Annotated in this window: 19 protein-coding genes; 9 read left to right on the top strand and 10 right to left on the bottom strand. The window is 38.8% G+C overall.

The features are described 5' to 3' along the window. Positions 1 to 2: 2 nt before the first annotated feature. From NXG61_RS07865 to NXG61_RS07840, 6 genes are all read right to left on the bottom strand, one after another. Positions 3 to 995 carry a glycoside hydrolase family 5 protein gene (locus NXG61_RS07865; RefSeq protein WP_307224587.1) on the bottom strand — a complete coding sequence of 331 codons (993 nt, stop codon included), beginning with the start codon at positions 993 to 995 and terminating at the stop codon, positions 3 to 5. Beyond that, positions 992 to 2,209: a hypothetical protein gene (locus NXG61_RS07860; protein ID WP_307224588.1), complete on the bottom strand. Its 1,218-nt coding sequence runs from the start codon at positions 2,207 to 2,209 to the stop codon at positions 992 to 994. Before NXG61_RS07860 ends, NXG61_RS07865 begins: the two co-directional genes overlap by 4 nt. Before the next feature lie 66 nt (positions 2,210 to 2,275). Continuing rightward, positions 2,276 to 4,543, bottom strand: coding sequence for a glycosyltransferase family 2 protein (locus tag NXG61_RS07855; RefSeq protein ID WP_307224590.1), 2,268 nt, complete (start codon positions 4,541 to 4,543; stop codon positions 2,276 to 2,278). A gap of 748 nt (positions 4,544 to 5,291) precedes the next feature. Continuing rightward, entirely contained in the window at positions 5,292 to 6,563 is a 1,272-nt protein-coding gene (gene hisD, locus NXG61_RS07850) for a histidinol dehydrogenase (RefSeq protein ID WP_307224592.1), read from the bottom strand. 186 nt (positions 6,564 to 6,749) lie between these two features. Beyond that, positions 6,750 to 7,514: an SDR family NAD(P)-dependent oxidoreductase gene (locus NXG61_RS07845; RefSeq protein WP_307224594.1), complete on the bottom strand. Its 765-nt coding sequence runs from the start codon at positions 7,512 to 7,514 to the stop codon at positions 6,750 to 6,752. Between the two features lie 458 nt (positions 7,515 to 7,972). Then, entirely contained in the window at positions 7,973 to 8,131 is a 159-nt protein-coding gene (locus NXG61_RS07840; RefSeq protein WP_307224596.1) for a hypothetical protein, read from the bottom strand. Positions 8,132 to 8,271: 140 nt separating this feature from the next. Here NXG61_RS07840 and NXG61_RS07835 point away from each other — a divergent pair, with 140 nt between their 5' ends. Then, the gene (locus NXG61_RS07835) at positions 8,272 to 8,670 is read left to right on the top strand and encodes a nitrous oxide-stimulated promoter family protein (protein ID WP_196603688.1); all 399 of its coding nucleotides are present in this window, start codon (positions 8,272 to 8,274) and stop codon (positions 8,668 to 8,670) included. A gap of 150 nt (positions 8,671 to 8,820) precedes the next feature. Here the strand turns inward: NXG61_RS07835 and NXG61_RS07830 are convergent, their stop codons facing one another. Further along, the gene (locus tag NXG61_RS07830) at positions 8,821 to 9,609 is read right to left on the bottom strand and encodes an amino acid ABC transporter substrate-binding protein (protein ID WP_307224702.1); all 789 of its coding nucleotides are present in this window, start codon (positions 9,607 to 9,609) and stop codon (positions 8,821 to 8,823) included. A gap of 124 nt (positions 9,610 to 9,733) precedes the next feature. Between NXG61_RS07830 and NXG61_RS07825 the strand changes: the two genes are divergently transcribed. The 3 genes from NXG61_RS07825 to NXG61_RS07815 all read left to right on the top strand — a co-directional run bounded on the left by NXG61_RS07825 (position 9,734) and on the right by NXG61_RS07815 (position 11,749). Continuing rightward, on the top strand, positions 9,734 to 10,258 hold the full coding sequence (locus tag NXG61_RS07825) for a hypothetical protein (protein WP_196603687.1): 525 nt from the start codon (positions 9,734 to 9,736) through the stop codon (positions 10,256 to 10,258). A gap of 73 nt (positions 10,259 to 10,331) precedes the next feature. Then, the gene (locus NXG61_RS07820; RefSeq protein WP_196603686.1) at positions 10,332 to 10,976 is read left to right on the top strand and encodes an amino acid ABC transporter permease; all 645 of its coding nucleotides are present in this window, start codon (positions 10,332 to 10,334) and stop codon (positions 10,974 to 10,976) included. Between the two features lie 20 nt (positions 10,977 to 10,996). Further along, positions 10,997 to 11,749, top strand: a complete 753-nt coding sequence (locus NXG61_RS07815) for an amino acid ABC transporter ATP-binding protein (RefSeq protein ID WP_196603815.1) — start codon at positions 10,997 to 10,999, stop codon at positions 11,747 to 11,749. Positions 11,750 to 11,867: 118 nt separating this feature from the next. Here the strand turns inward: NXG61_RS07815 and NXG61_RS07810 are convergent, their stop codons facing one another. Next, complete coding sequence (locus tag NXG61_RS07810; protein ID WP_307224600.1) at positions 11,868 to 12,509, bottom strand: hypothetical protein; 642 nt, start codon at positions 12,507 to 12,509, stop codon at positions 11,868 to 11,870. A gap of 286 nt (positions 12,510 to 12,795) precedes the next feature. Between NXG61_RS07810 and NXG61_RS07805 the strand changes: the two genes are divergently transcribed. The 5 genes from NXG61_RS07805 (at position 12,796) to nrdG (ending at position 18,221) form a co-directional block, all read left to right on the top strand. Then, entirely contained in the window at positions 12,796 to 14,100 is a 1,305-nt protein-coding gene (locus NXG61_RS07805; RefSeq protein WP_196603684.1) for an NCS2 family permease, read from the top strand. Positions 14,101 to 14,119: 19 nt separating this feature from the next. Beyond that, positions 14,120 to 14,875 carry a glucosaminidase domain-containing protein gene (locus NXG61_RS07800; protein WP_307224602.1) on the top strand — a complete coding sequence of 252 codons (756 nt, stop codon included), beginning with the start codon at positions 14,120 to 14,122 and terminating at the stop codon, positions 14,873 to 14,875. A 262-nt stretch (positions 14,876 to 15,137) separates the two neighbouring features. After that, positions 15,138 to 17,411, top strand: a complete 2,274-nt coding sequence (locus NXG61_RS07795) for an anaerobic ribonucleoside triphosphate reductase (protein ID WP_307224604.1) — start codon at positions 15,138 to 15,140, stop codon at positions 17,409 to 17,411. Between the two features lie 35 nt (positions 17,412 to 17,446). After that, positions 17,447 to 17,731 carry an anaerobic ribonucleoside-triphosphate reductase gene (gene nrdD, locus NXG61_RS07790; protein WP_196603682.1) on the top strand — a complete coding sequence of 95 codons (285 nt, stop codon included), beginning with the start codon at positions 17,447 to 17,449 and terminating at the stop codon, positions 17,729 to 17,731. After that, positions 17,718 to 18,221, top strand: coding sequence for an anaerobic ribonucleoside-triphosphate reductase activating protein (nrdG, locus tag NXG61_RS07785; protein ID WP_196603681.1), 504 nt, complete (start codon positions 17,718 to 17,720; stop codon positions 18,219 to 18,221). The genes nrdD and nrdG overlap by 14 nt, the downstream gene beginning before the upstream one ends. Positions 18,222 to 18,273: 52 nt before the next feature. Here the strand turns inward: nrdG and NXG61_RS07780 are convergent, their stop codons facing one another. After that, positions 18,274 to 21,018: an AAA family ATPase gene (locus NXG61_RS07780; RefSeq protein WP_307224607.1), complete on the bottom strand. Its 2,745-nt coding sequence runs from the start codon at positions 21,016 to 21,018 to the stop codon at positions 18,274 to 18,276. Next, positions 21,018 to 22,148 (bottom strand): exonuclease SbcCD subunit D, encoded by a 1,131-nt coding sequence (locus NXG61_RS07775; RefSeq protein ID WP_307224609.1) that lies wholly within the window; start codon positions 22,146 to 22,148, stop codon positions 21,018 to 21,020. The genes NXG61_RS07780 and NXG61_RS07775 overlap by 1 nt, the downstream gene beginning before the upstream one ends. Between the last annotated feature and the right edge of the window lie 53 nt (positions 22,149 to 22,201).

The following is a 22,201-nucleotide window of genomic DNA, read 5'->3' as shown; positions in this document are numbered from 1 at the left end:
AATTAGCGGAATAAAGCTTCTGTTATGAAGTTTTTCCATTGATTTTTTTGTATATCATATGCAGCAAATTGCCCTCCGAAATCCCAGTATATCCAAGGAATATCCAAATTTTCGGCCACTTCACGCACTGTCTTAGTCCATACAGCTCTCATTTCTGAATTAACATTGTTATTTGCACCAAACTCACCAAGAAAAATAGAAATATTGTTTTTATTTGCCCATGTTTTGGCTAGTGTCAATCTCTCTCTCAAATATTTTTCTTCCGCTCGGCTACCAGTCCATTTTATATTAGAAATTTTTGCATATTGCTCGCCTAAATATTCGTTTGACTGATATGTAAAATCATATGGTTCATAATAATGAAATGTTGCCAATAGATATTTATCATCTGGTAAGATCAAATTATTAAGACCGTCAACTGAATCGTATGAATCTGCATCTACCACTATATATCTTTGCTTATTTGTTTTTCTAATTGTCATTATGGCGCTAGATAAATATTTATTCCAAATCTCACCCTGCAGTTTATTATGTGGTTCGTTCAATAATTCAAAGATGAGTTTAGGCGAATAATTTTTATAATGGAGTGCTAACTGTTCCCAAATCGCAATAAATGCTGTTCCATATCTCTCAGGAGAATCCATAAATTCATTAAAATTTTGGAAATCTATTATTACATAAAGGCCTTCATTTAAAGCACTGTTTATATGATTATCAAGCATTTGCATAAAATCTTTTTCTAATGTCACTTGTCCATTTTTATTTTCGGTATAATCTGAAAAACGAATAGGTATACGCACACAATCAAAGCCTTCTTCTTTTATCTTTGTGAAGTATTTATTCTCAATTGTAACCCCCCAATAGTCCCCCTTCGGAGCTTCAAGTGCATTGGCAAGATTTATCCCTCTTTTGAAAGGAATATCAGCATCAGCAATTTCAGGAAAAATCATACTTACACATAATATAATTCCTATCAGCCTAATTTTTACTTTCATAAAATGCTCCTCATCAAAAATCCGCATATTATAAATGCCATCATAAAAAAAACCACACCGTATCTTTTTGCTTTATACGGTAGTTGATTAATTTCATACGGTATCCATCCGGCACATATGGGAAAAATATAATAAAAATTATATAGTCTATCTGAAAAAAGACCAGCCTTGAATCCTAATGTATTAAAAATAATAATCATAAAAATAAAAAATAGTAACAAAAGATAATCTTTTCTTACTATCTGCAATACGCAAATGCGCATAAAAGTTATAGCTCCGAAAATTATTAAAAATGGTACTGACATTTTCACCACATATCCAAAGGATGAGTAATAACTTCTCATAAGCTCCGAAATCTCCGCGGGTGCACTTATACTGGTGATTTCTATCGTATCTTTAATGACATGCACAAAATAAAAAGGGGTATTCCAAAAAATCCCCCCTTGTAAGAACATTATAAAAATAGTATAAACAAAGGGTAATAATACCACTACTAAAGTAGAGACGGTATAGTTTATTTTTGTCATAAGTGCTTTATTCTTAAATGGAAATAAAGGATCTATCATAAATAATCCACTATAGGCAATCATTATTGCCTGTATGCAAGCAATAATAATAATTTCGTAATTATTAAAAAGACAAATTACCATTGCCAATGCAATAATGACTAAGCTACTGGTTTTTCGATAAAGAAGCCAATCAGAAAATTCACCGGAACATATTAAAAGAATAGTACTAAAAAAACTTACATCTACTCCTATAGCACCATAATGAAAAAGGAATGGATTCAATATAAATAAAAGAGTTAAAAATAACGCATTAAAAATTCCTGTGTTGAAATTTTTAAATTTATAAAATAGATAAGCTGCACTCACCGTTGAAAAAAATGAAGCTACTATTATGCCGGAAATATTTTTCGATAAAACAACCGGGAAAAAAGATAAAATCCACAAAATTGGGATTTCTAATAAAACTAATAATGGATGTAAATTAAGTATAATACCTTCGAATGAAAAATGTGACATTTGCATAGTTTTATCAGCAATTGCTGTTATTGCGTACGCTTCATTCGGGAAATATTCTCTTTCCATTAGTAAAAGTCCATATATTATTTCACTGGCAAAAATTGCTATTATTAATATTATTAATATTATTAACAGATAACTATTTCCATATATATTTTTTTGCACAATATTATTTTTATAATTTAACACAATATTTATCACCCCATAAATCGATTAACTAATTAGATATATCGATTTTACAAATATCTCAAAGGATCACTCTCTTTTTATATTTATTGGCTGTATATTTGTTTGATCTGTCAACCCATGATTTGTTTTTTCCCAGTAAAAGGGTTTATAGAATAATTGAAACAGAGCTTTATATGCAGCTATACTCATGAATATCCAATATATTGGCAATAACAGACCTGCATATATTACTGAATAGGGAATATAAATGATTCCTTTAATTTCATCATCTCTTGCAATCATGTACACTCCCAGGATATTTGAATAAATAAATACTAAATTACCAACAAACAATTGTACAAACGCAATATAATAAAGTGCATTTGGAAAAGCATGTTCAATTACAGGAGGATTTAATATAATCCAAATTACAAATGTCAGCCAGAGGAAGGGGTTCAGTAGGGGTAAAAGCGGTGTTCCCAAAATCATTGATTGATATCCGATAAACCCTCTCATTCCCAACTCCCTGTATAAAGAAATGGGATTTCGCATATGAACTAGCCATGTTTGCATATAGCCTTTTATCCATCTCGAACGTTGTCTGATCCAATTTCCTACGTTGGAATTTGCTTCTTCCAATGTATATGAATCCAAAACTGCTGTATGATAATTTTTTTTATATAATCTTACCCCTAAATCCGCATCTTCTGTCACATTAAATGGATCCCAAGCACCAATGTCTCGCAAAAAATTATATTTAAAGTGATTGGATGTCCCGCCTAACGGAATAGGCACATCCATTGTCATAATTCCTAAAAGCAATATATTGAACCACGAGCTATATTCCTGTGTAAACCATCTCGTGAGCAAATTTTGTTTACTGTTAAAATAATTGAGTTTTGCCTGTATACAAACATAGTCTTCTGGTAATTCTTTAAATGCCAAATAAACTTTTTTTAGTTGATCCCTATCAGGAATATCTTCCGCGTCATATATAACAACATATTTCCCTCTTGCATTGATAAGTCCATAATTACAAGCTTTAGGTTTAGTTTTAGGCTGTGTATCTGGAATTATCAATAATGTGTAATAGTTTGGTAAATGCAATTTCTTTAATGCGGTTATAGTTTCATAGTCATCTTCTTCAAGTAATATGCGTATATCCAATTTATATTTGGGATAGTTTATTGAATCCAGGCGTTCCACCATGTATTTTATAATAGCAGCCTCTTTATAAACCGGAACTAATATAGTATAAACAGGTAAATTTCGTTCATCTATGTTATCTATTTGCTCTTCCGTATATTTTAAATGATCACGGTTTCTTACGCCTCGCCATAATATATACATTTTTAACATAGTAAAAAGTGCATATATTATTTGTAAAATTATATTTACAAATATCATAGTTTGCGAATAGTCAACAAAAACGCAGAAAAATAATACAATAATAACAATACTTCCTACTATTTTTTGCCATTTTGAAATAGTTATAAATGCAGAGTTTCCCGGTTGATCATTAAATAATTTATATACACTTTCCTCTACATCTTCATTGAAATAAATCTTTTGCCAATATGATTCCAATTCTCTCGCAGAAACTAAAACCTGCTCGAGTGATTTATTAAGATATATTTTTATTTCAGTTAAGGCATTATCATCTAAAATTTTCATAACAGCCAGCGTATGTATATTTTTGTCCGTATTTATAATTACTGTCTTGTATTTAAAGGCTATTTCATAGGGTAATCGCTTAGAATCAAAAAGATTTATCGTGCTTCCCGTTCGTCCTACATTCATTTGTGTTGCTAAAACACGATATAGCGTATCTTCTTTTATATATTTGAGATAAACTAAAATTTCACCTAATTGTCCGCCACTTTTTTCTTGAAAACTTATAGCCTCCGCTAATTGTTTATTAGTAATAAGCCCCTGCGCCAGAAATATTTCTCCAATTTTCATGGACTTCCCCGATGAACTATTATAATCACTATAGAAGTTTTTTATTGTATTAATATCAGCATAACCTAGGTTAGTTAAAATATCGCCTAACCGCCCACCATTCACTCGTTGATAATCTAAAGCATCGGCGAGTTGTTTAGATGTTATTATATTATCTCTGACAAGTTTATTCCCTGAAGTACCAAAATGTTTTTTACCATAAAAGTCGACTATTTGTTTTTCTTCTAGGATTCCCAAATCTATCAAAGCTTGCCCAAGCATGCATTTATTTTGCTTTTGATATTCTAACGCCCGCGCTAAGTGCGATTCGTCAATATATCCATCTTTAATCAGTTCTTCACCAAATAGCATAAGTGTATCTCCTCTAAATAATTCATCTGCTAATTTATTCAAAACAGTATCATCATAAATTTTATTTAAAAAGATATGCAACAGTATGCAGCTAAATAAATTTTTCCCCGCAGAGTACATATATTATAAATTTATCAGATATTAATTTTAGATTATATCGACTTAAAATCCACTTTTTTATTTTAACATTTGAAATATAAAACAATCAGATTTATTGTGTTCAAATTATTTAACATATATGCGAATATATATTGTATTAGAAAATTTATAACAAAATTCTTTTTAAATACTGTAGTATTGTTTATAAAGTTGCATATAATATAAGATTATTATTATAAAAAAATAAAAATGCAATAAAAACATATTTACATTTCTATTGCATTCCCTGAGTCGCTATAATATTTCAATTTCCCTATGAAATCACCATTAATTTATCACAATAAAATTGTAATGTCAACACTTTTGAATAGAAGACGGTTGTTTCATAAACTTTGACGGCAGCAAAAAACCGCCTATCGAATGCTAGATGGTTGTGGCTGGCTTATGATTTAATCGTTCGTTCCGAAACTTATTATTTTAAACAAAAATTTTTAAATTCAGCCTGCACCCTTTTTATATCAGCGAAGCATCAGCTGTTCCCTCGTCAGCATAAAACGGATTATGACCGACTATTTTCCATGGATTATCCCTATAAGCCATTCTCAGTGCCTCTCCCAGCGCCATAAAAGAAGATTCCCATGTATGATGCGGATTCAGTTTCTTTATGAATTGTAAACAGCTTTCCCATTATTCAGTCCTCCTGCTTTACTCGTATGCCGACAGACTTCCGGTGAGCCATAAGGCCTTCCGTTTCAGCCAGATGCATACAGGCAGCCGACAGATTTTTGCAGCCTTCTTTTGTTATATGCTGATAAAATGAAGTTTTTATAAAAGTTCCGACATAAACGCCGTTGGAATATCGGGCAGTACGCATTGTCGGCAAAGTATGATTTGTTCCCGAACAGTAATCGCCAAAGGCTACAGGAGTATATTCCCCGATAAACAGCGAACCATAATTTCTAAGCTTTTTGCTGAGTTTAACGCTGTCCTTCGTATGAATCTCAAGATGTTCCGGTGCCATTTCATCAGCCAAAGCGATCATTTCTGTTTCGTCTTCAGCCAGAATAACAGTTCCGTTATCCTGCCATGATTTATAAGCAGTCTGCCCTGTAGGCAGCTCTTCCACAAATCCGGTTATTTTTTCTTCCACCCTTTTGGCATAGCCTCTGTCCGTAGTTATTAAAATTGCCTTGGCATTGGGATCATGCTCGCTTTGTGCCAAAAGATCTATGGCCGTATAGTCAGGATTGGTGGAACCATCGGCTATCACCAGCACCTCACTGGGCCCGGCCAGACTATCGATTCCCACTTCCCCGAGCACCTGCCGTTTTGCCTCGGTAACAAAACGATTGCCCGGCCCGACAATCATATCCACCGGCGGTATTGTCTGAGTGCCGTAGGTCAGTGCCGCTACCGCCTGAGCTCCGCCGACACAGTAAATTTCATCGACACCGCCTATGTCCATAGCTACGAGCACAGCCGGATGAATAGTCCCATATTTTTTTGATGCCGGACTTGCAGCAGCGATCCTTTCAACTCCGGCTATTTTTGCCGGTATTGATAACATCAGCGCTGTACTGGGCAGCGGATAACGTCCCCCCGGCACATAAGCTCCACAGGCTTTTACCGGTACCAGCCTGTGTCCTAATGTCACACCTTCGACCTTGCTGGATATTTCCAGTTCCTTTAAGCAGCCCATTTGTTTTTCAGCATAAAATTTGATCTGCTTTGCGGCAAACTTGAGATATTCCACTGTTTCGGGGCTTACCATATCATATGCTGCTTTTATCTGCTGCGGCGCTATACGTATAGCATCAAGCTCTATCCCATCAAATTTGCGGCTGAGCTCTTTTAAAGCTTCATCACCGTTCTGCCGGACATTTTTTATTATGGCTCCCACATTTTCTATAAGTTCTGCAGTGCGTTCATAAGTCTTTTGTTCTGCCTGTTTTAATATTTCCATTTTCCAATCTCTTTTCTATGGTTTTAAAATTATCTTTGCCGCCAGTTCTTCATGCTGCATCAAAAGCGCAAAAGCTGCTTTACATTTATCCATGGGAAATTCATGCGTAACACCTGCAACCGGACGTCATCGCATCGCGCACATCACCTATATCGTAAAATCGTACTGCCTTCATCCGCTGCCTCCTTACCCTGCCAGCCAGCCGCCGTCAACGACCACGGTCTGCCCTGTTATATAATCACTGGCCTTACTCGCCAAAAATATCAATGTACCCGCAATATCTTTATAAGTACCTATGCGCCCCATAGGAATACGTTCGCATATCCATGCACTGTGTTCCCTGTCCTTAAAAAATTCTTCTGTCATTTCCGTCAAAAAATATCCAGGTGCTATTGCATTTACGCTGATCCCGTCTTTGGCTGTTTCCAGTGCCAATGCCTTTGTAAACTGTACGACGGCTCCTTTGGAAGCACAGTAGACCGTTGACTCGGCAAGTCCGATAAAGCTGCCCAGTGACGCGATATTTATTATTTTTCCTGATTTGCTGCGGCGCATATATTTTACAGCTTCTTTAGCCATCATATATGTACCCTTGATATTTACCGAAACGATCTTGTCAAAATCACTTTCTGCAACCATTTCGATCGGCTTTGCTATCTCCGTTCCTGCATTATTCACCAGGATATTGATCGCACCATATGCCGAATATATTTTTGACATGACTTCTTCAATAAAATTAACATCCGTAACATCACCCGCAAAATATGCTGCCGTATTTCCCTCAGCCGTCATCTCCTGAACTGCGGTCCTGAGACTTTCCTCATGTCGTCCTATGCAGATAACAACAGCTCCGGCCTGAGCCAGTTCTTTGACATAACCCCTTCCCAGACCTCTGCCTGCACCTGTAACAACAGCTATTTTGCCGGAGATATCGAATAAAGCTGCCGCCATTATGTATACCTCCGTTATTTTCCTTTATAAAAATCCGCCGATATAAAACTGTTCGTATCAGGAGCCTTAAGCCCATGCCGACCATGCGGCAGTAATCAAATCTATGTGGTCAGATCAAACTTTCTTGTCTTGGAAAATAAATGTTTTGACTCACTCCCAGCAGTTCATTTACTTTAATTAAGGCAATGCATTTTATAATTTAAATAAATAATTTCTACTGTTTAATGATAATTTCATTTATCAAAAAATAAAAAACAGCGCATATCCTTATGTTAATAAAAGGATAGGCGCCGTTGCTGTTTATGTGCTTATTATAATGCCTCTGTCCCAAACTGTCAACTATACATTTTTCCGTTAAAAATATTTATTTTTGTTCTTTTCACATAAACTTATATATGTTTTTATATCCTATCATAGTTTATTTAAAATTTGTATGAAATCGGCTATATAAACGCACTTTATAATTTTTTGCAGCTGGCTGAATCTGCAACTTGCAATTCATTAACATTCATATCCTTTACACAGATTATTCCTACACAAAGACGTTCTTTACGCTTCATTGCATTAAAGATCTTATGAATATCAAGTTCACCGCACATAAAACTGATATTATACAAAAACAGAACATCCTAATATAAATTATCTAAAGAAAGAAAATAGCTGTGTATTATTTTGAGAAGCATTGACTTTAAAGATAATACAACGTAAAATAAACAAGGTTCACTGCAATCATTTTTTAAATAAGGACGGGAATATAATGGGAATTTTTTCTCGCTTTTTCAATAAGCGCGCTGCCAAACAACCGGCTCCTATAAAAAACACTGTGCCGGAAGAAAAAAAGACTATCAGAAAGGCTTTCGGGGTATATTGCCACGGACATCACAGCACAAGCGGCAAGGCACTGTGCCCAAAATGCAATGCTCTGCTGATGACCGCTATGACGAAAATCCAGCGGTGTCCTTACGGTATAACCAAACCTCTCTGTCATATATGTGAGACCCCATGTTTTGGGCAAAAGCAGACGGTCGAGTTTCGTAAAATCATGAAGGGATCACGAAAAGGCATGTTTTTCCGTCATCCCATGATGTTTATCAAACAGAAGCTTAAAGAATGGGGCTTTGCTTACATGAAGCAAAAGCAGGGTCAAAAGAAATAGCATTGTTGTTTCTCAACTGGAAAAAACCGCAGTATCAGCAATAAAATTGCCGGTACTGCGGTTTTTCTATGATATATATGCCCACTATGTCAGGCAGCTTTTATTATATACAAATCTTTTATTTTTAAACGGAGAACAAAAAGCTGTTTATTATTTTGTTATATCTTTGCCGAACCATTTTTGAGAAATTTTTGCCATTGTGCTATCTGCTTTCATTTCATCCATTACCTTTTGTACTTCGTCACGCAATGCTGTATTATCTTTGGCAAAACCTATGCCAAAGCTTGTCACATCACCGACTGCCAAATCACGTGCTTCAAATTTATCGGGATGCTTACTCATATAATATCTGCCGGTTATTTCATCACCAACGATGGCATCTATTCTGCCGTTTTCCAGGTCCATAAAAGCAGCTATGTAATCGGGATATGCTTTTACTTCCTTAAAAGAATCTTTTAAAGTCTGATCTTTGTTAATATTTTCTTCTCCGGTAGAGCCACTCTGTGTTCCCACAGTTTTTCCCTTCAAATCATCCAGTGCTTTTATTGGTGAATCCTTTGCCACAAATATTATTTGTTTATTATCCATATATGGATTACTGAACAGCATATTCTTTTTACGGTCTTCCGTTATATCCAAACCGTTCCAAAGCACATCAACTCTTCCGCTTTTGAGTTCGGCTTCCTTACTGGACCAGTCTATAGGTTTAAATTCAACGTCTCTTTTTAATCGTACCGCGGCTTCTTTCGCCAAATCAACATCAAAACCCGTTATTTCATTATTTTCATCCCTAAATCCCATGGGCGGATAATTATCATCAAGTCCAACGACGATTTTTCCTCCTTTGTCACTGCCGGAGGATGAGGATGCAGACGGCTGCTGTTCTCCGCCGCAGCCGGTCAAAAAAACTGCCGCTGTCAGAGCAGACAAGCATACCATTATAAATTTTTTCACTAAAAGGCCCCCTAAAATAAAATGTATAAAATACTTGATTTATAAAGCTTTACGCGTAATAATTATATTATAATTTACGTTTTACTTTATTGCAATAAAAAATTACAAAGTGAAACTACGAAAGGAAAGAGAAAATATAAAAAATTATTTATTTACAATAGTCTTTATGATATTCTTGTCCACAAGTCCGCTTACCGCCAAAGCGCAGTTTGTTCAAAATTATGATCAATTGCATGAAGCCTATGCAGCCGGCAGCTATATCCATCCCGGTGATCCCGCTGTTTCCTTATATATACAGAAGTTTTTTCCTATGGACGGATCGCCGATCTTTTATTCATTCGCAGCATATAACAGCGGCTGGCAGAATCTTTTCACGGTTGATTCATCCGTAAGTTTCATCGTTGATGATCAGACATTTTTCCCAAAGGCAAAATATTTTTCACGCAATATAACCAATTTCCCTATTGTTCATACTGCATCCAGAGTTGAATTTATTTTATCTGATGCGCTAATTGACAGTTTAAAAATTGCGCAGAATATCAGCATAGTCTCTGCTGACAAAAAAATCAACTATCAGCTGACACCGGGAGAAATAAAGGAATTGAAGAATGTTATCGCTCAGAATCATTATTGAACGCAGCACCCCAGCTTTCATTCATCATTTATTTATGCAGTCTCATAAAATCTAGTCTTTCAGGAGTAAATTTATGCACAATATTCTCAACACAATCGCTTTAATGCTGGAGGGTACGGAAACTACGCTGCAGATATTTTTTATCACACTCGTCTTATCCATTCCTATAGGCATGCTGGTGTCGCTGGCAAGGCTTTCGCGACTGAAACCAGTCAGCTGGTTCATGGAATTATATATCTGGATAATGCGCGGTACGCCTTTGATGCTTCAATTATTATTTGTTTATTTTGCCCTGCCGATGGCCGGCATAAAATTATCTGATATTACAGCTGCTTTATTGGCATTTACACTGAATTACGCAGCATATTTTGCCGAAATTTTCCGAGCGGGCATCCAGTCGATAAACCGCGGGCAATACGAGGCGGCAAAAACACTCGGCATGAGCTATACTCAGACAATGCGCCGTATAATACTGCCGCAGGTGATAAGACGCGTTCTGCCGCCTATAAGCAATGAAACCATCAACCTGGTAAAAGATACTTCCCTGATCTATATTCTGGCAATGAACGATTTACTGCGTGTAGCCAGAACTATAGTTCAACGTGAATTTGATATGACTCCGTTTGTCGTTGCTGCTGTTTTCTACTTGGCTATGACTTTTGTTTTGACCTGGATATTCAAACGACTTGAAGCACATTACGGAAAATACGAGGTATAGGCGTGGAAAATAGTACAATTATGATTCAAATGAGCGATATATATAAAAGCTTCAATAATATACCTGTCCTAAAAGGAATAAGCCTGGAAGTAAAAAAAAGTGAAGTGCTTGCTGTTATCGGACCTTCAGGCTCCGGCAAATCAACACTTCTTCGCTGCCTGAATACATTGGAGACCATTGACGGCGGCAGTATAAAAATAAAGGGCGAATATCTGGCAAAAAACAGTGACGGAAAAGCCGAATATGCCGACAAAAAAACTCAAAAGCACATTCTCGGACAAATGTGCATGGTTTTCCAGCAGTTCAATCTTTTTCCGCATATGACAGTTCTGGAAAATCTTTTGGAAGCTCCCTTGCATGTTAAAAACATGAAAAAGAATGAAATTCTTCCCGTTGCTGAAGAACTTTTGCGCAAAACGGGGCTTTTTGACAAGAGGGATGCCTATCCCAGCCGCTTGTCAGGCGGACAGCAGCAGCGTGTTGCCATTGCCAGAGCATTATGTATGTCCCCTGATATTATGCTTTTTGATGAACCGACATCCGCACTTGATCCTGAACTGACCGTCGGTGTTTTAAACACCATGCGGCAGCTTGCCGAGGAACAAATGACAATGATAGTAGTGACACACGAAATGGGATTTGCCCGTGATGCCGCCAGCAATGTTATTTTTATGGCAGATGGAAATATAATAGAAAAAGCAAAACCTCATGATTTTTTCAGTAATCCGCAGGAAGAACGAACAAAATCTTTTTTGAAAAATATGCTGAAATAATATGCCCTGCCTTATGCAGATTTACAGGCAACATGTTGATATCCGAAATTTCTTATGTGCCTGTAAAAAAAAACAGCTCCGCTGTTTTTTTACAACGGAGCTGTTTTTACATAGCATTCTATTTATCTGTTTGGTATCTGTCCATTATTTCTTTTACTTTTTGCTTTTCTGTTTTTTTATCGCCTGCCGGTGTCTGTTTTTCCGTCAGCCCAGCGGCCTTAAGATCATCAGGCTTCAACTGATCATGCTGTCTTTGCATTAATTCTATCTTATGAGCTGCTGCATAACTTATTATATTGTCATAAAAGATCCTGTCCAGATTTTTTTCTGACATTTTATCAATATTATCGACATTATTTGATGTGAAAACAGCTATGGAACTCCACCATGTATTCAAATATTCTTCCTGCACATACACCGCGGTGCGTGCTTTAAGATCAATGTGCACTATCCCGGCAAATCCCCAAAGATTGCTGAAACCAGTCACATCTTCATTGTTCCAGCGTCTTTTTTCCGTTACATCCTGTATTTCTATCCAGTCAAACTGCTGCAGAACAGGTACCTCCAAAACATTGGTGTCTGCCATGCCATCACTGCCGACCGCATATTTCATTTCCGCCTTGTTAAAATAGTAGCTTATCCTCGGTGATGCCTGTACCCACTGGTAAATATCGCTTGGCACATCCTGCGCTGCTGCTGCCGGCAAATTTGCTGTCAGCAGAAAAACGACCACTGCCAAAAAAACAATTATTTTATGCACCTTTCCTATCGACCTCCTGTGATTGATATGCTGATATTATATCATACTATCTATTCAGGGACAAAGATTAATGGAGACTTAATTCAGACGGTGTTTTTATGCCGCCTGAATAGTAGTCGAAATTATCCAGGGAGTATTAGAGCGGATTAGTCATCGGATAAAGATGATCATTTGCTATTTTGCCGGCATTATTTCGCCTTGCCTAATTATTGCTATTTTAGTACAATTAGGAAGTTAAGATACAGTTGTATGCTTATATCTATTATTTTTAGGAGGTTGATTTTTAATGTCTTTGAATGACAAATTCAAATTCAGCGAACGTAATACTACTTTGAACACTGAAATCATCGCCGGTATTACTACTTTTGTGACAATGTCTTATATAGTCATAGTAAACCCTAGCGTTCTGAGCAAAGCCGGTATGGATTTCAACGGTGTGTTCATAGCAACTATCTTAGCAGCTATGATCGGCACTCTGATAATGGGGCTCGTCGCCAATTATCCGATAGCTATTGCGCCTGGTCTTGGCCTCAATGCCTACTTTGCTTTCGTTATCGTACTCGGTATGGGTATTCCATGGCAGTCGGCCCTGGGAAGTGTTTTTATATCTTCAATCATTTTTCTGCTGCTTTCTCTCACCAGCTTCAGACAAGCCCTCATAGCGGCTATCCCACGCTCACTAAAGGCCGGTATAAGCGGCGGCATAGGTCTCTTCATAGCTTTTATCGGCATGCAGAACGCCCATCTTGTAGCTCCGTCACCCGCAACAATAATAACACTTGGCAATTTCGCCGAACCTGTTGCCTATATGACTATTCTCGGGCTTATAGTCACGATCATTCTGCTTGTGAATAATGTCCCGGCCGCAATTTTTCTGGGTATGCTGATAACGGCAATAATTTCTTTTCTTCTGGGCTATGTAAATATGCCTGCTTCTATTTTCAGCCTGCCTACAGGATTTGAAAGTACATTTATGCAGCTTGATATTGCCGGTGCTTTCACACCTAATCTATTCGCAATAATTTTCACATTTTTTCTTGTTACCTTATTTGATACGACCGGCACCATGATCGGCATTGCCGAACAGGCTGGATTAATTAAAAATGATCGTTTCCCAAATGTCAGAAGCGCACTTCTTGCTGATGCTTTTGCCAGTACTTTCGGTTCTCTTCTGGGCACATCACCTACCTCGGCTTACATAGAATCCGGTGCAGGTGTGGCAGCAGGCGGCCGAACAGGCTTTACCTCTGTGGTCGTTGCTGTATTGTTTTTCTTCATGCTTTTTCTCGCGCCTATTGCCCAAGTCCTGGCAGCCGTTCCGGCTATAACCTCTCCCGCTCTTATAGTTGTCGGCTTCTTAATGATGGGCAGTCTCAATCAGGTCGACTGGAACAATATTGAAGAATCTCTGCCTGCTTTTTTTGTACTTTTCTGGATGCCTTTATCCTATAGTATAACTAATGGTGTGGGAGCAGGGCTTATTCTTTACCCTCTCATAAAAATCTTCCGCGGCAAAATACGTGATGTGCATCCTTTACTGTATGTTTTTATGGTATTATTTATAATACAGTTTATCATGATGAATCATTGAATCCAAAAGGAGGTTTTCTTTGTCTATTTTAAAAAAGAAAAAGCTGTTCATATGTTTTTTGGCTGCAGCATCATTTTCCATTATTCCGGCAGGCAGCTGTTTTGCCGGCCAGCTTGTTCCTCAGCACAACAGCAAATTGAATACCACTGTAAAAGTTGACTCTGTTCAGGCTCACGGACAAATTTTCTCCGGAAAGATCCAACAAATATTGGCGGATTACAAAAAAAAGGATATCGTCATTCCTGTTCCGTCTGTCACCCGCTCCGCCAATTCAGAAACCATCCTTGGCAGAGCAATGGCCACTCCGGAACAATGCGTCAGCTATCTGCTGCGTATAAATCCTAAGCCGGAAATCTCTGTTTCTCCTCAGGAACTTGTATCCTACTATTATCAGGAGGGCAGTAAAGAAGGTGTCCGTCCCGATGTGGCTTTTGCCCAGGCTCTTGTCGAAACCGGTTTTTTCCGCTATGGAGGTACTGTTACTCCTGATCAGAATAATTACGGCGGACTGGGAACCACCAGCACTATTGTCAAGGGCGCTTACTTTTCAACATCCCAGATGGGTGTCAGAGCACATATACAGCACTTGCTGGCTTATGCCTCTCTCATGCCTCCTCAGGCTCCTATCATCGATCCACGATATTCACTGGTAAGATCAATTTACCAGCAGCAGACCCTGACTTCCTGGCAGGATCTCAACGGTCGCTGGGCTGTTCCCGGTGATACATACGGACAGCACATCCTCAATGTATATAATGCCATATTGAATTCCTGATTGCCTGTCATCAATCAAATGCCAAAGCACAAGAATGCTGCCAACATAAAAATATGATTGGCGGCATTTTTGTGCTATAATATATCCCCGTAACGCAGTTATAGTATTTTTTCCCCCGTCAATATTTTTTCAATATATTGTGTTTAAATTGACATCCATATCTATATATAGTAAAATCTCATATAGTCAGCAATACTTTTATCGACAGGAAGATGGGCCATCCGTCTCATAAACCGTCAAATAAAATGAATGGGAGTAAAAGATGACTACTACAACCATAAGCTCAATAAAAAAACGTACCGGCAGTATCGCCGATTTTAACGCACAAAAGATCGTAATTGCTATCAAAAAAGCGAATCTGGAATCAGTTGATGATACTTTCACACCAGAAAAACTGCAGCAGCTTGCACAAAAAGTTATAGAAGATACAGCGGTTTTTCCCGTTCCGACCGTTGAACAAATACAAGATGCTGTTGAGCGCGTACTTATAGCAGACAATCTTGCCAGTACGGCAAAAGCATATATATTGTACCGTGCTGAGCACACCAAAATACGTGAAGCAAAAGTTAATCTGATGGATATTTACGGCGAACTTACTTTCAAACAGGCAAAGGATGCCGATCTAAAACGTGAAAACGCCAATATAGATGCCGATACAGCTATGGGTACAATGCTGAAATACGGATCGGAAGGATCCAAATATTTTATTGATAATTATATTCTTCCCAAGGATATAGCAGCAGCTCATATTGATGGTGATATTCATATACATGATATGGATTTTTACATGCTGACAGAAACCTGCTGTCAGATCGATCTGCTGAAATTATTTCATAACGGTTTTTCCACGGGGCATGGGGCATTGCGCGAACCTAATGATATTCGCTCTTACGCTGCGCTGGCCTGTATAGCCATACAAGCCAATCAGAACGAAATGCACGGCGGACAAGCTGTTCCCAACTTCGATTACTCCATGGCGCCCGGCGTGGCAAAAACCTTTGTCAAACAATATTTTAAGGCCCTTGCACAATACTTCAGCATAACTCTTGATAAGTCTGCCGCTGACTCGCGTCTGCTGGTCAATAAAATAGAAAAGGCTGTTTCTCCTTCAATCTCAATGGCTGCCGCTGATTCTTTCGGTAATACTCTTATCAGATTTTTTGATGATTACCAGCAGGAAGCTTTATTTGAACCTATTCCGCTTTCTGTTATCAATGCGGCACACGCCTATGCCGTAAAAACTGCCACTGCCGAAACTGATGCGGCCACATATCAGGCAATGGAAGCCTTTGTTCATAATCTGAACACAATGAATTCCCGTGCCGGTGCTCAGGTACCCTTTAGTTCTGTAAACTACGGAACGGATACCTCACCCGAAGGACGCATGGCGGTAAAGAATTTATTGCTGGCAACTGCGGCCGGCTTGGGCAATAACGAAACACCAATTTTTCCCGTGCAGATCTTCAAGGTAAAAGAAGGTATAAATTACAACAATACCGATCCCAATTATGATCTTTTTCAATTGGCAATAAAGACTTCGGCCAAAAGACTTTTTCCTAATTTCAGCTTTCTTGATGCTCCCTTCAACAAAAAATATTATAAAAAAGGCGATTACAATACGGAAGTTGCCTACATGGGATGCCGCACACGCGTGATGGCAAACGCGTATGATCCCGCTCATGAAACCACCTGCGGGCGGGGAAACCTAAGCTTTACAAGTATCAATCTGCCTCGTCTGGGTATTGAAGCACACGGTGATATCAGCAAGTTTTATAATGATCTTGATGCTATGATCGATCTCGTTATCAGACAGCTGCTGCACCGCTTTAAAATCCAATCGGCAAAATTCGGCCGCAATTATCCATTCCTCATCGGCGAACACATATGGCTTGATTCAGAAAAAATATCCGCTGAAGACAAGATTGGCGATATATTAAAGCACGGCACATTGACTATCGGTTTCATTGGTCTTGCCGAAGCTTTGAAGGCTCTGACAGGGCTGCATCACGGCGAGAGCGCCAGATCGCAAAAGCTGGGGCTGGAAATAATTGGTCATATGCGTAAGCGGATGGATGAAGAATCGGAGCATACTCATCTGAATTTTTCACTTATTGCTACTCCTGCTGAAGGTCTGAGCGGTCGCTTTGTCAAAATAGACGCCAAGCGTTATGGGAAAATTCCCGGCGTGACTGATCGCGATTATTATACCAATTCTTTCCACATACCAGTTTATTATCCGATCAGTGCCTATAAGAAAATTCAATTGGAAGGACCATATCACAGCTTGACTAACGGCGGACATATAAGCTATGTTGAGATGGACGGCGACCCACTTAAAAATTTAAAAGCATTTGAAACAATTATCCGCTGCATGCATGACAGCGGCATAGGATATGGTTCTGTCAATCATCCCGTTGACCGTGATCCTATCTGCGGCTACACGGGTATAATAGATAATGTATGCCCCAAATGCGGCCGTACAGAGGAAGAACATATGCATCATATAGTCATTCCCCGTACGGAATGTCTGTGCTGATTTGAAAAATATTAAATAAAAAGGATGTGCTGATCATGTTACTAAAAGGCATTGAAATCAACTTAAACGGCTTAGCCGGTATATCTGAGGAAGAAATCGTAAGTTATATCGACCGTATAGAAAATCAATCTTCTAAAAGATTGAAGTATCTTTCTATAGCAGATGACGGCAACGGCAATGTCGCACTTGATTATAAGCTGCGGCCTGCAAAATTTGAACGAATCCGCCGTATTACCGGCTATCTTGTCGGCACTACCGACCGTTTCAACAATGCGAAACGTGCAGAAGAGCATGACCGCGTAAAACATGGGCTTAATTAAGATTGCCGGCACTGTTGATGATTCTGTAGTTGACGGTGAAGGCTACCGTTTCACTATTTTCACACAGGGATGCCCGCACAAGTGTCCCGGCTGCCATAATCCGCATACACACGATCCCAGCGGCGGGAAATATGCTGATCCCGATGCGCTGCTCACGCAGATCTGCAAGAATCCTCTGTTATCAGGTGTGACTTTCAGCGGCGGCGAACCTTTTCTTCAGGCCGGCGAGCTTGCCCTTCTTGCGGAAAAAATCCATGCGGTGCCTCTTAATATTACTACCTATACAGGCTACACGCTGGAGCAGCTCACAGCTATGCATAACAAGGACATCACCCGATTGCTTTACCTTACCGATATTCTTATAGACGGTCCATTCTTGCTCGAGAAGCGGGATCTGACTTTATCCTTTCGCGGCAGCAGCAATCAACGTATCATCGATATGAACGAAACCAGAAAAAAAGGAACTATTATTTTAAAAAATTTTACCTGAAAAACAAACAGGAAGCCCGTCAGAAAAATATCTGACGGGCTTCCTGTTTGTTTTAATTTATCACTTCCGCCCGGCTGCCCCCGTATGGCATTTTACTTACTTTGATCTGCTTGTCGATGCGCTGCTTCAATTCACCGACATGAGATATTATCCCGATCAGTTTATTGCCTTGTGCGAGAGTATTAAGCACACTGACTGCATGTTCCAAAGATTCTTCATCCAATGAACCAAAACCTTCATCGACAAACATAGTATCCAGCTGTATGCCTCCCGCCGATGATTGAATCTCATCGGATAACCCCAAAGCCAAAGACAGCGATGCCTTAAACGCCTCTCCTCCTGACAGTGTCTTTATACTGCGCCGGCTGCCATTATAATGATCTATGACATCCAATTCCAGTCCGCTCTGACTGCGCATATCCTGAGCTGCCGTTTTTCTTATCAATTCATACTGTCCCGCGCTCATGACCATAAATCTGGTATTTGCTCTTTCTATTATTCTGTCAAAATACTGCATCTGTATATACGTTTCCAGCGTTATTTTACTCTTTCCGCTTTGCATACCAGCAACAGTCTGAGCTAAATCAAGCTGCCAGATATACTGTTCGGTCAGCTCCTCATAACTGTCCTTTTGTTCAATAATATCTTTCAGTGCCTTTTCATTTGCTGCCATCCGTATATGTATCAGCTGCTGATTTTCTGTCAATTCTTTTTTGGCTTGCGTGAGACTTGCGCGCATACTCTTCAATTTTTCCAGATCGAGCGTGCTGCTTTTTTCAAGCTGACCGCGCAAAACTGTAAATTTAGCTTTTTCACTGCTTAAAAAGTTCTCTTTTTCCGCAAATTTTTTCTGAGCCTCATTCATTTGCTTTTCTAATAAGACTGCATGCATTTCTTTGTTTTCCAGCATTTTTACTGCTTCTGTCTTATCTTTGTAAGTGAGCAGTTTAGCCTTTTCTGTCTTTTTTTCCCCGATATTTTCTATATTAGCTGCCAAAACAGCTTTTTTCTGCTGATATTCTTTTGCTTTTTCACCGATATCATCATATTTTCCAGACAGCAGCGGCAGCTCTCTGTCCAGTTTTTCTTTTAATAATACTTCTTTTTGCAGCTTATCCATTTCCTGCCTGATAACTGTTCTTTCTCTGTCTGCATTCTTTTGTGATTCTGCCGCCTGTTCTTTTATCCTGCCGCGTTCCCGGCAGCCAAGAAGCTGTTCTGCTTTTTTAATTATCTGTCCGTCGAGCGCACTTAGCTGTCCCTTCAGATCACCTGCCCGCATACTGAGCTCAGACACTTTTTTATCCGCCATCTGTCTCTTTTTTTTAATGATATCCAGTTGTTCCTTGTCAGGTGCATTTTCCACCAAAACTGCCGGCTGCGGATGCTGCACAGATCCGCATACAGGGCATGGTCTGCCGTCTTGCAGAGCTGAGGCTATTATTCCTGCCTGTTCATCCAAATATGCTTTTTCCATCTTGTCACATTCCGCATGAATAACTTTTTGGCTGCCCTGTTCAGCCTTATATGCTTCACATGCTTTTTTATATCTATTGAGCAGTGCATTATAATCTGCCGTATTTACCAAAAGTTCCTGCAGATCTTCCAACTGTTTTTGCAGTATTCCTTCTCTGTGCCTGCATTGTTCTTTTTTCAACATCGCCTCCTGTAAAAGGCTCTGCTGTTTTTTCCCTTCTTCTATCTGCTTACTGAGAATTTTCAGCTGCCTGCATTCTGCCTCTTCTTTCTGTGCCATCACTGCCAACTGAGAAACATATTCTTTTTCCTGTACTAAAACGGCATCATACTCATCGTATGTGCCCATATTATCCTTTATACCGGCTATAACCTCTATTGCCGCCGCATATTCCTTATCATATCTTTCTTTTGCTTCTTTATAATTTTTTTCCAGCTGTTGTGCAAAAGGAATATTTTTTTCTATCTCCGTCTTGCACAAGGCCATTTCCTGCTTTATCTTTTCCATAGAGGCAGCATAACCCAGCTGGGAATTATTCTGAGCTAGTTTTTCCTCGTTATCTGCTATTTTTTTACTTATCTGTTCTGCAGTTTTTCTATCTTTATTCGTGTATTCACTAATTTTACTGATAAGCTCAGACAGTAACGGTGAATCCTCCAAAACTGCATTTTCTGCCAGCTGGATATTTTTTTTATCGTGTTCTATATCTCTTTTTATACTTTCCAGCTTTTTTGCTGTTTCTTCCGCTTCCTTTTTTAATTTTTCCTGAAGAAAACGATATAATCCTGTATTGAATATCTTGCGGAAAATATCACTGCGTTCTTTTGTCGGTGAAAGTAAAAGCCGCAAAAAATCGCCCTGGGCGATCATAGCTATCTGAGTGAATTGTGCTCTGTCGAGGCCTATCAGCTCTGCCACAGCCTGCGTCACTTCTTTGACACCGCTTACTATTTCCCCGTCTGGAAGGAACAGTTCCGCCGCAGGTTTTTCCACAACTATTTTACTGCCTCTTTTGGCCGGACGCTCATATTCCGGATTGCGCCGCAGTCTGTAGTCGCGATTTCCATAACAAAATATAAGTTCTACATAAGTTTGCGTATCGGTCGAAGCATATTTACTGCGAAACATATTCGTCTCCCGTACAGGACCGCTGGCCTCTCCGTACAGCGCATAAACCAGAGCATCAAAGATAGTAGTTTTCCCCGCACCTGTGTCACCGCTTATAAGATAAATCCCTTTTTTACCTAATTTACTAAAATCTATATCCACTTCACCCGCATAAGGTCCAAAGGCTGACATAACAAGTTTTTTAGGCAGCATCAGTGTTCCTCCCATATTTGTTCTATCAATTTCTCGGCAAAATTCCGCTGTTTTTTACTGAATGGTTTATTATTTTGCAAGGCATAGAACTCACTGAGCATATCAATAGGCAGTTTGCTTTTTTCTGTATTTGCCGTGATGATATTATTTGTCTGCGTTCTTTTATTATCATAATCTATTTTCATTATATTCGGATAAATTGTACGTAATTTACCTATCGCGTCCGGTATTTCATTTTCGTCTGTCAGAGTAACTGCTAAATAATCCTCTGTATCTGTGCCTTCATAATTTTCCCTTAAAACCAAATCTGCATAATTTCCCCGTATCCTGCGCATATCATGTAAAGGCTGCAAATTTCTTGCACTGATATCCACCTTACCTTTTTCTTTTATATTCACAATTACAAGAGTTTTTTTGTGCCCGCATTCAGAAAAGGAATATTTTAAAGGTGTTCCTGCATAACGTACAAATGCACGCCCGATCTGCTGAGGTCTGTGAATATGTCCAAGAGCGGCATAATCAAACGGGTAAAATATTTCTGCCGAAATATTATCCAGACCGCCTATGCTTATTTCCTCTGAATCGCTCGTCTGTGCCCCCGTAACAAATTGATGTGCAATTATTATATTGCGCGCCTCCCGGTCAATGCGCATTTTCTCCACAGCTGTCCTGACAGCATCATCATATGTCCTTATGTCTTCTTCCGGCCATGCTTTTTTTGCATATACAGGTTTCAAAAATGGCAGCATATATATATTGACTGATCCATATTCATCTTGAATTTTTATTGGTGAAAATATTCCTGTAAATACCGGAGATATATATACACCGCTTTTATTCAGGAGTCCTGTACCGAAGGACAACCGCTCTGCCGAATCATGGTTGCCGCTTATAATAAATACCTTCATTTTCAACTCTGCAAGTTCAGTAAGAAATTTATCCAAAAGACGCACTGCCTCAACGGGAGGCAGTGGTGTATCATAAATGTCACCGGCAATAAAAACAGCCTCTGGCTTCTCCTTCTGCAAAATATTTACCACTTGTGTCAATATGTATTTTTGATCTTCAAGCATAGAAAAATTATTTATTCTTTTCCCTATATGCAAATCAGCTAAATGGGCAAATTTCATAAAAACCTCCACATAAAGAAAGCTCTTATCTAAGCCGCAATTCCCGGCCTAAA

The organism is Pectinatus haikarae (genome assembly GCF_050916305.1).
GTDB lineage: Bacteria > Bacillota > Negativicutes > Selenomonadales > Selenomonadaceae > Pectinatus > Pectinatus haikarae.
The sequence above is the reverse complement of the archived record's forward strand: the minus strand, read 5'-3'. Positions and strand labels throughout refer to the sequence as shown.

What these genes read in the sequence shown, in the direction of transcription:
- NXG61_RS07865 (WP_307224587.1), bottom strand. Translation starts at nt 995, where the DNA reads ATGAAAGTAAAAATTAGGCTGATAGGAATTATATTATGTGTAAGTATG.
- hisD (WP_307224592.1), bottom strand. Translation starts at nt 6,563, where the DNA reads ATGGAAATATTAAAACAGGCAGAACAAAAGACTTATGAACGCACTGCA.
- NXG61_RS07845 (WP_307224594.1), bottom strand. Translation starts at nt 7,514, where the DNA reads ATGGCGGCAGCTTTATTCGATATCTCCGGCAAAATAGCTGTTGTTACA.
- NXG61_RS07835 (WP_196603688.1), top strand. Translation starts at nt 8,272, where the DNA reads ATGGGAATTTTTTCTCGCTTTTTCAATAAGCGCGCTGCCAAACAACCG.
- NXG61_RS07830 (WP_307224702.1), bottom strand. Translation starts at nt 9,609, where the DNA reads ATGGTATGCTTGTCTGCTCTGACAGCGGCAGTTTTTTTGACCGGCTGC.
- NXG61_RS07820 (WP_196603686.1), top strand. Translation starts at nt 10,332, where the DNA reads ATGCACAATATTCTCAACACAATCGCTTTAATGCTGGAGGGTACGGAA.
- NXG61_RS07815 (WP_196603815.1), top strand. Translation starts at nt 10,997, where the DNA reads ATGATTCAAATGAGCGATATATATAAAAGCTTCAATAATATACCTGTC.
- NXG61_RS07805 (WP_196603684.1), top strand. Translation starts at nt 12,796, where the DNA reads ATGTCTTTGAATGACAAATTCAAATTCAGCGAACGTAATACTACTTTG.
- NXG61_RS07795 (WP_307224604.1), top strand. Translation starts at nt 15,138, where the DNA reads ATGACTACTACAACCATAAGCTCAATAAAAAAACGTACCGGCAGTATC.
- nrdD (WP_196603682.1), top strand. Translation starts at nt 17,447, where the DNA reads ATGTTACTAAAAGGCATTGAAATCAACTTAAACGGCTTAGCCGGTATA.
- nrdG (WP_196603681.1), top strand. Translation starts at nt 17,718, where the DNA reads ATGGGCTTAATTAAGATTGCCGGCACTGTTGATGATTCTGTAGTTGAC.
- NXG61_RS07780 (WP_307224607.1), bottom strand. Translation starts at nt 21,018, where the DNA reads ATGCTGCCTAAAAAACTTGTTATGTCAGCCTTTGGACCTTATGCGGGT.
- NXG61_RS07775 (WP_307224609.1), bottom strand. Translation starts at nt 22,148, where the DNA reads ATGAAATTTGCCCATTTAGCTGATTTGCATATAGGGAAAAGAATAAAT.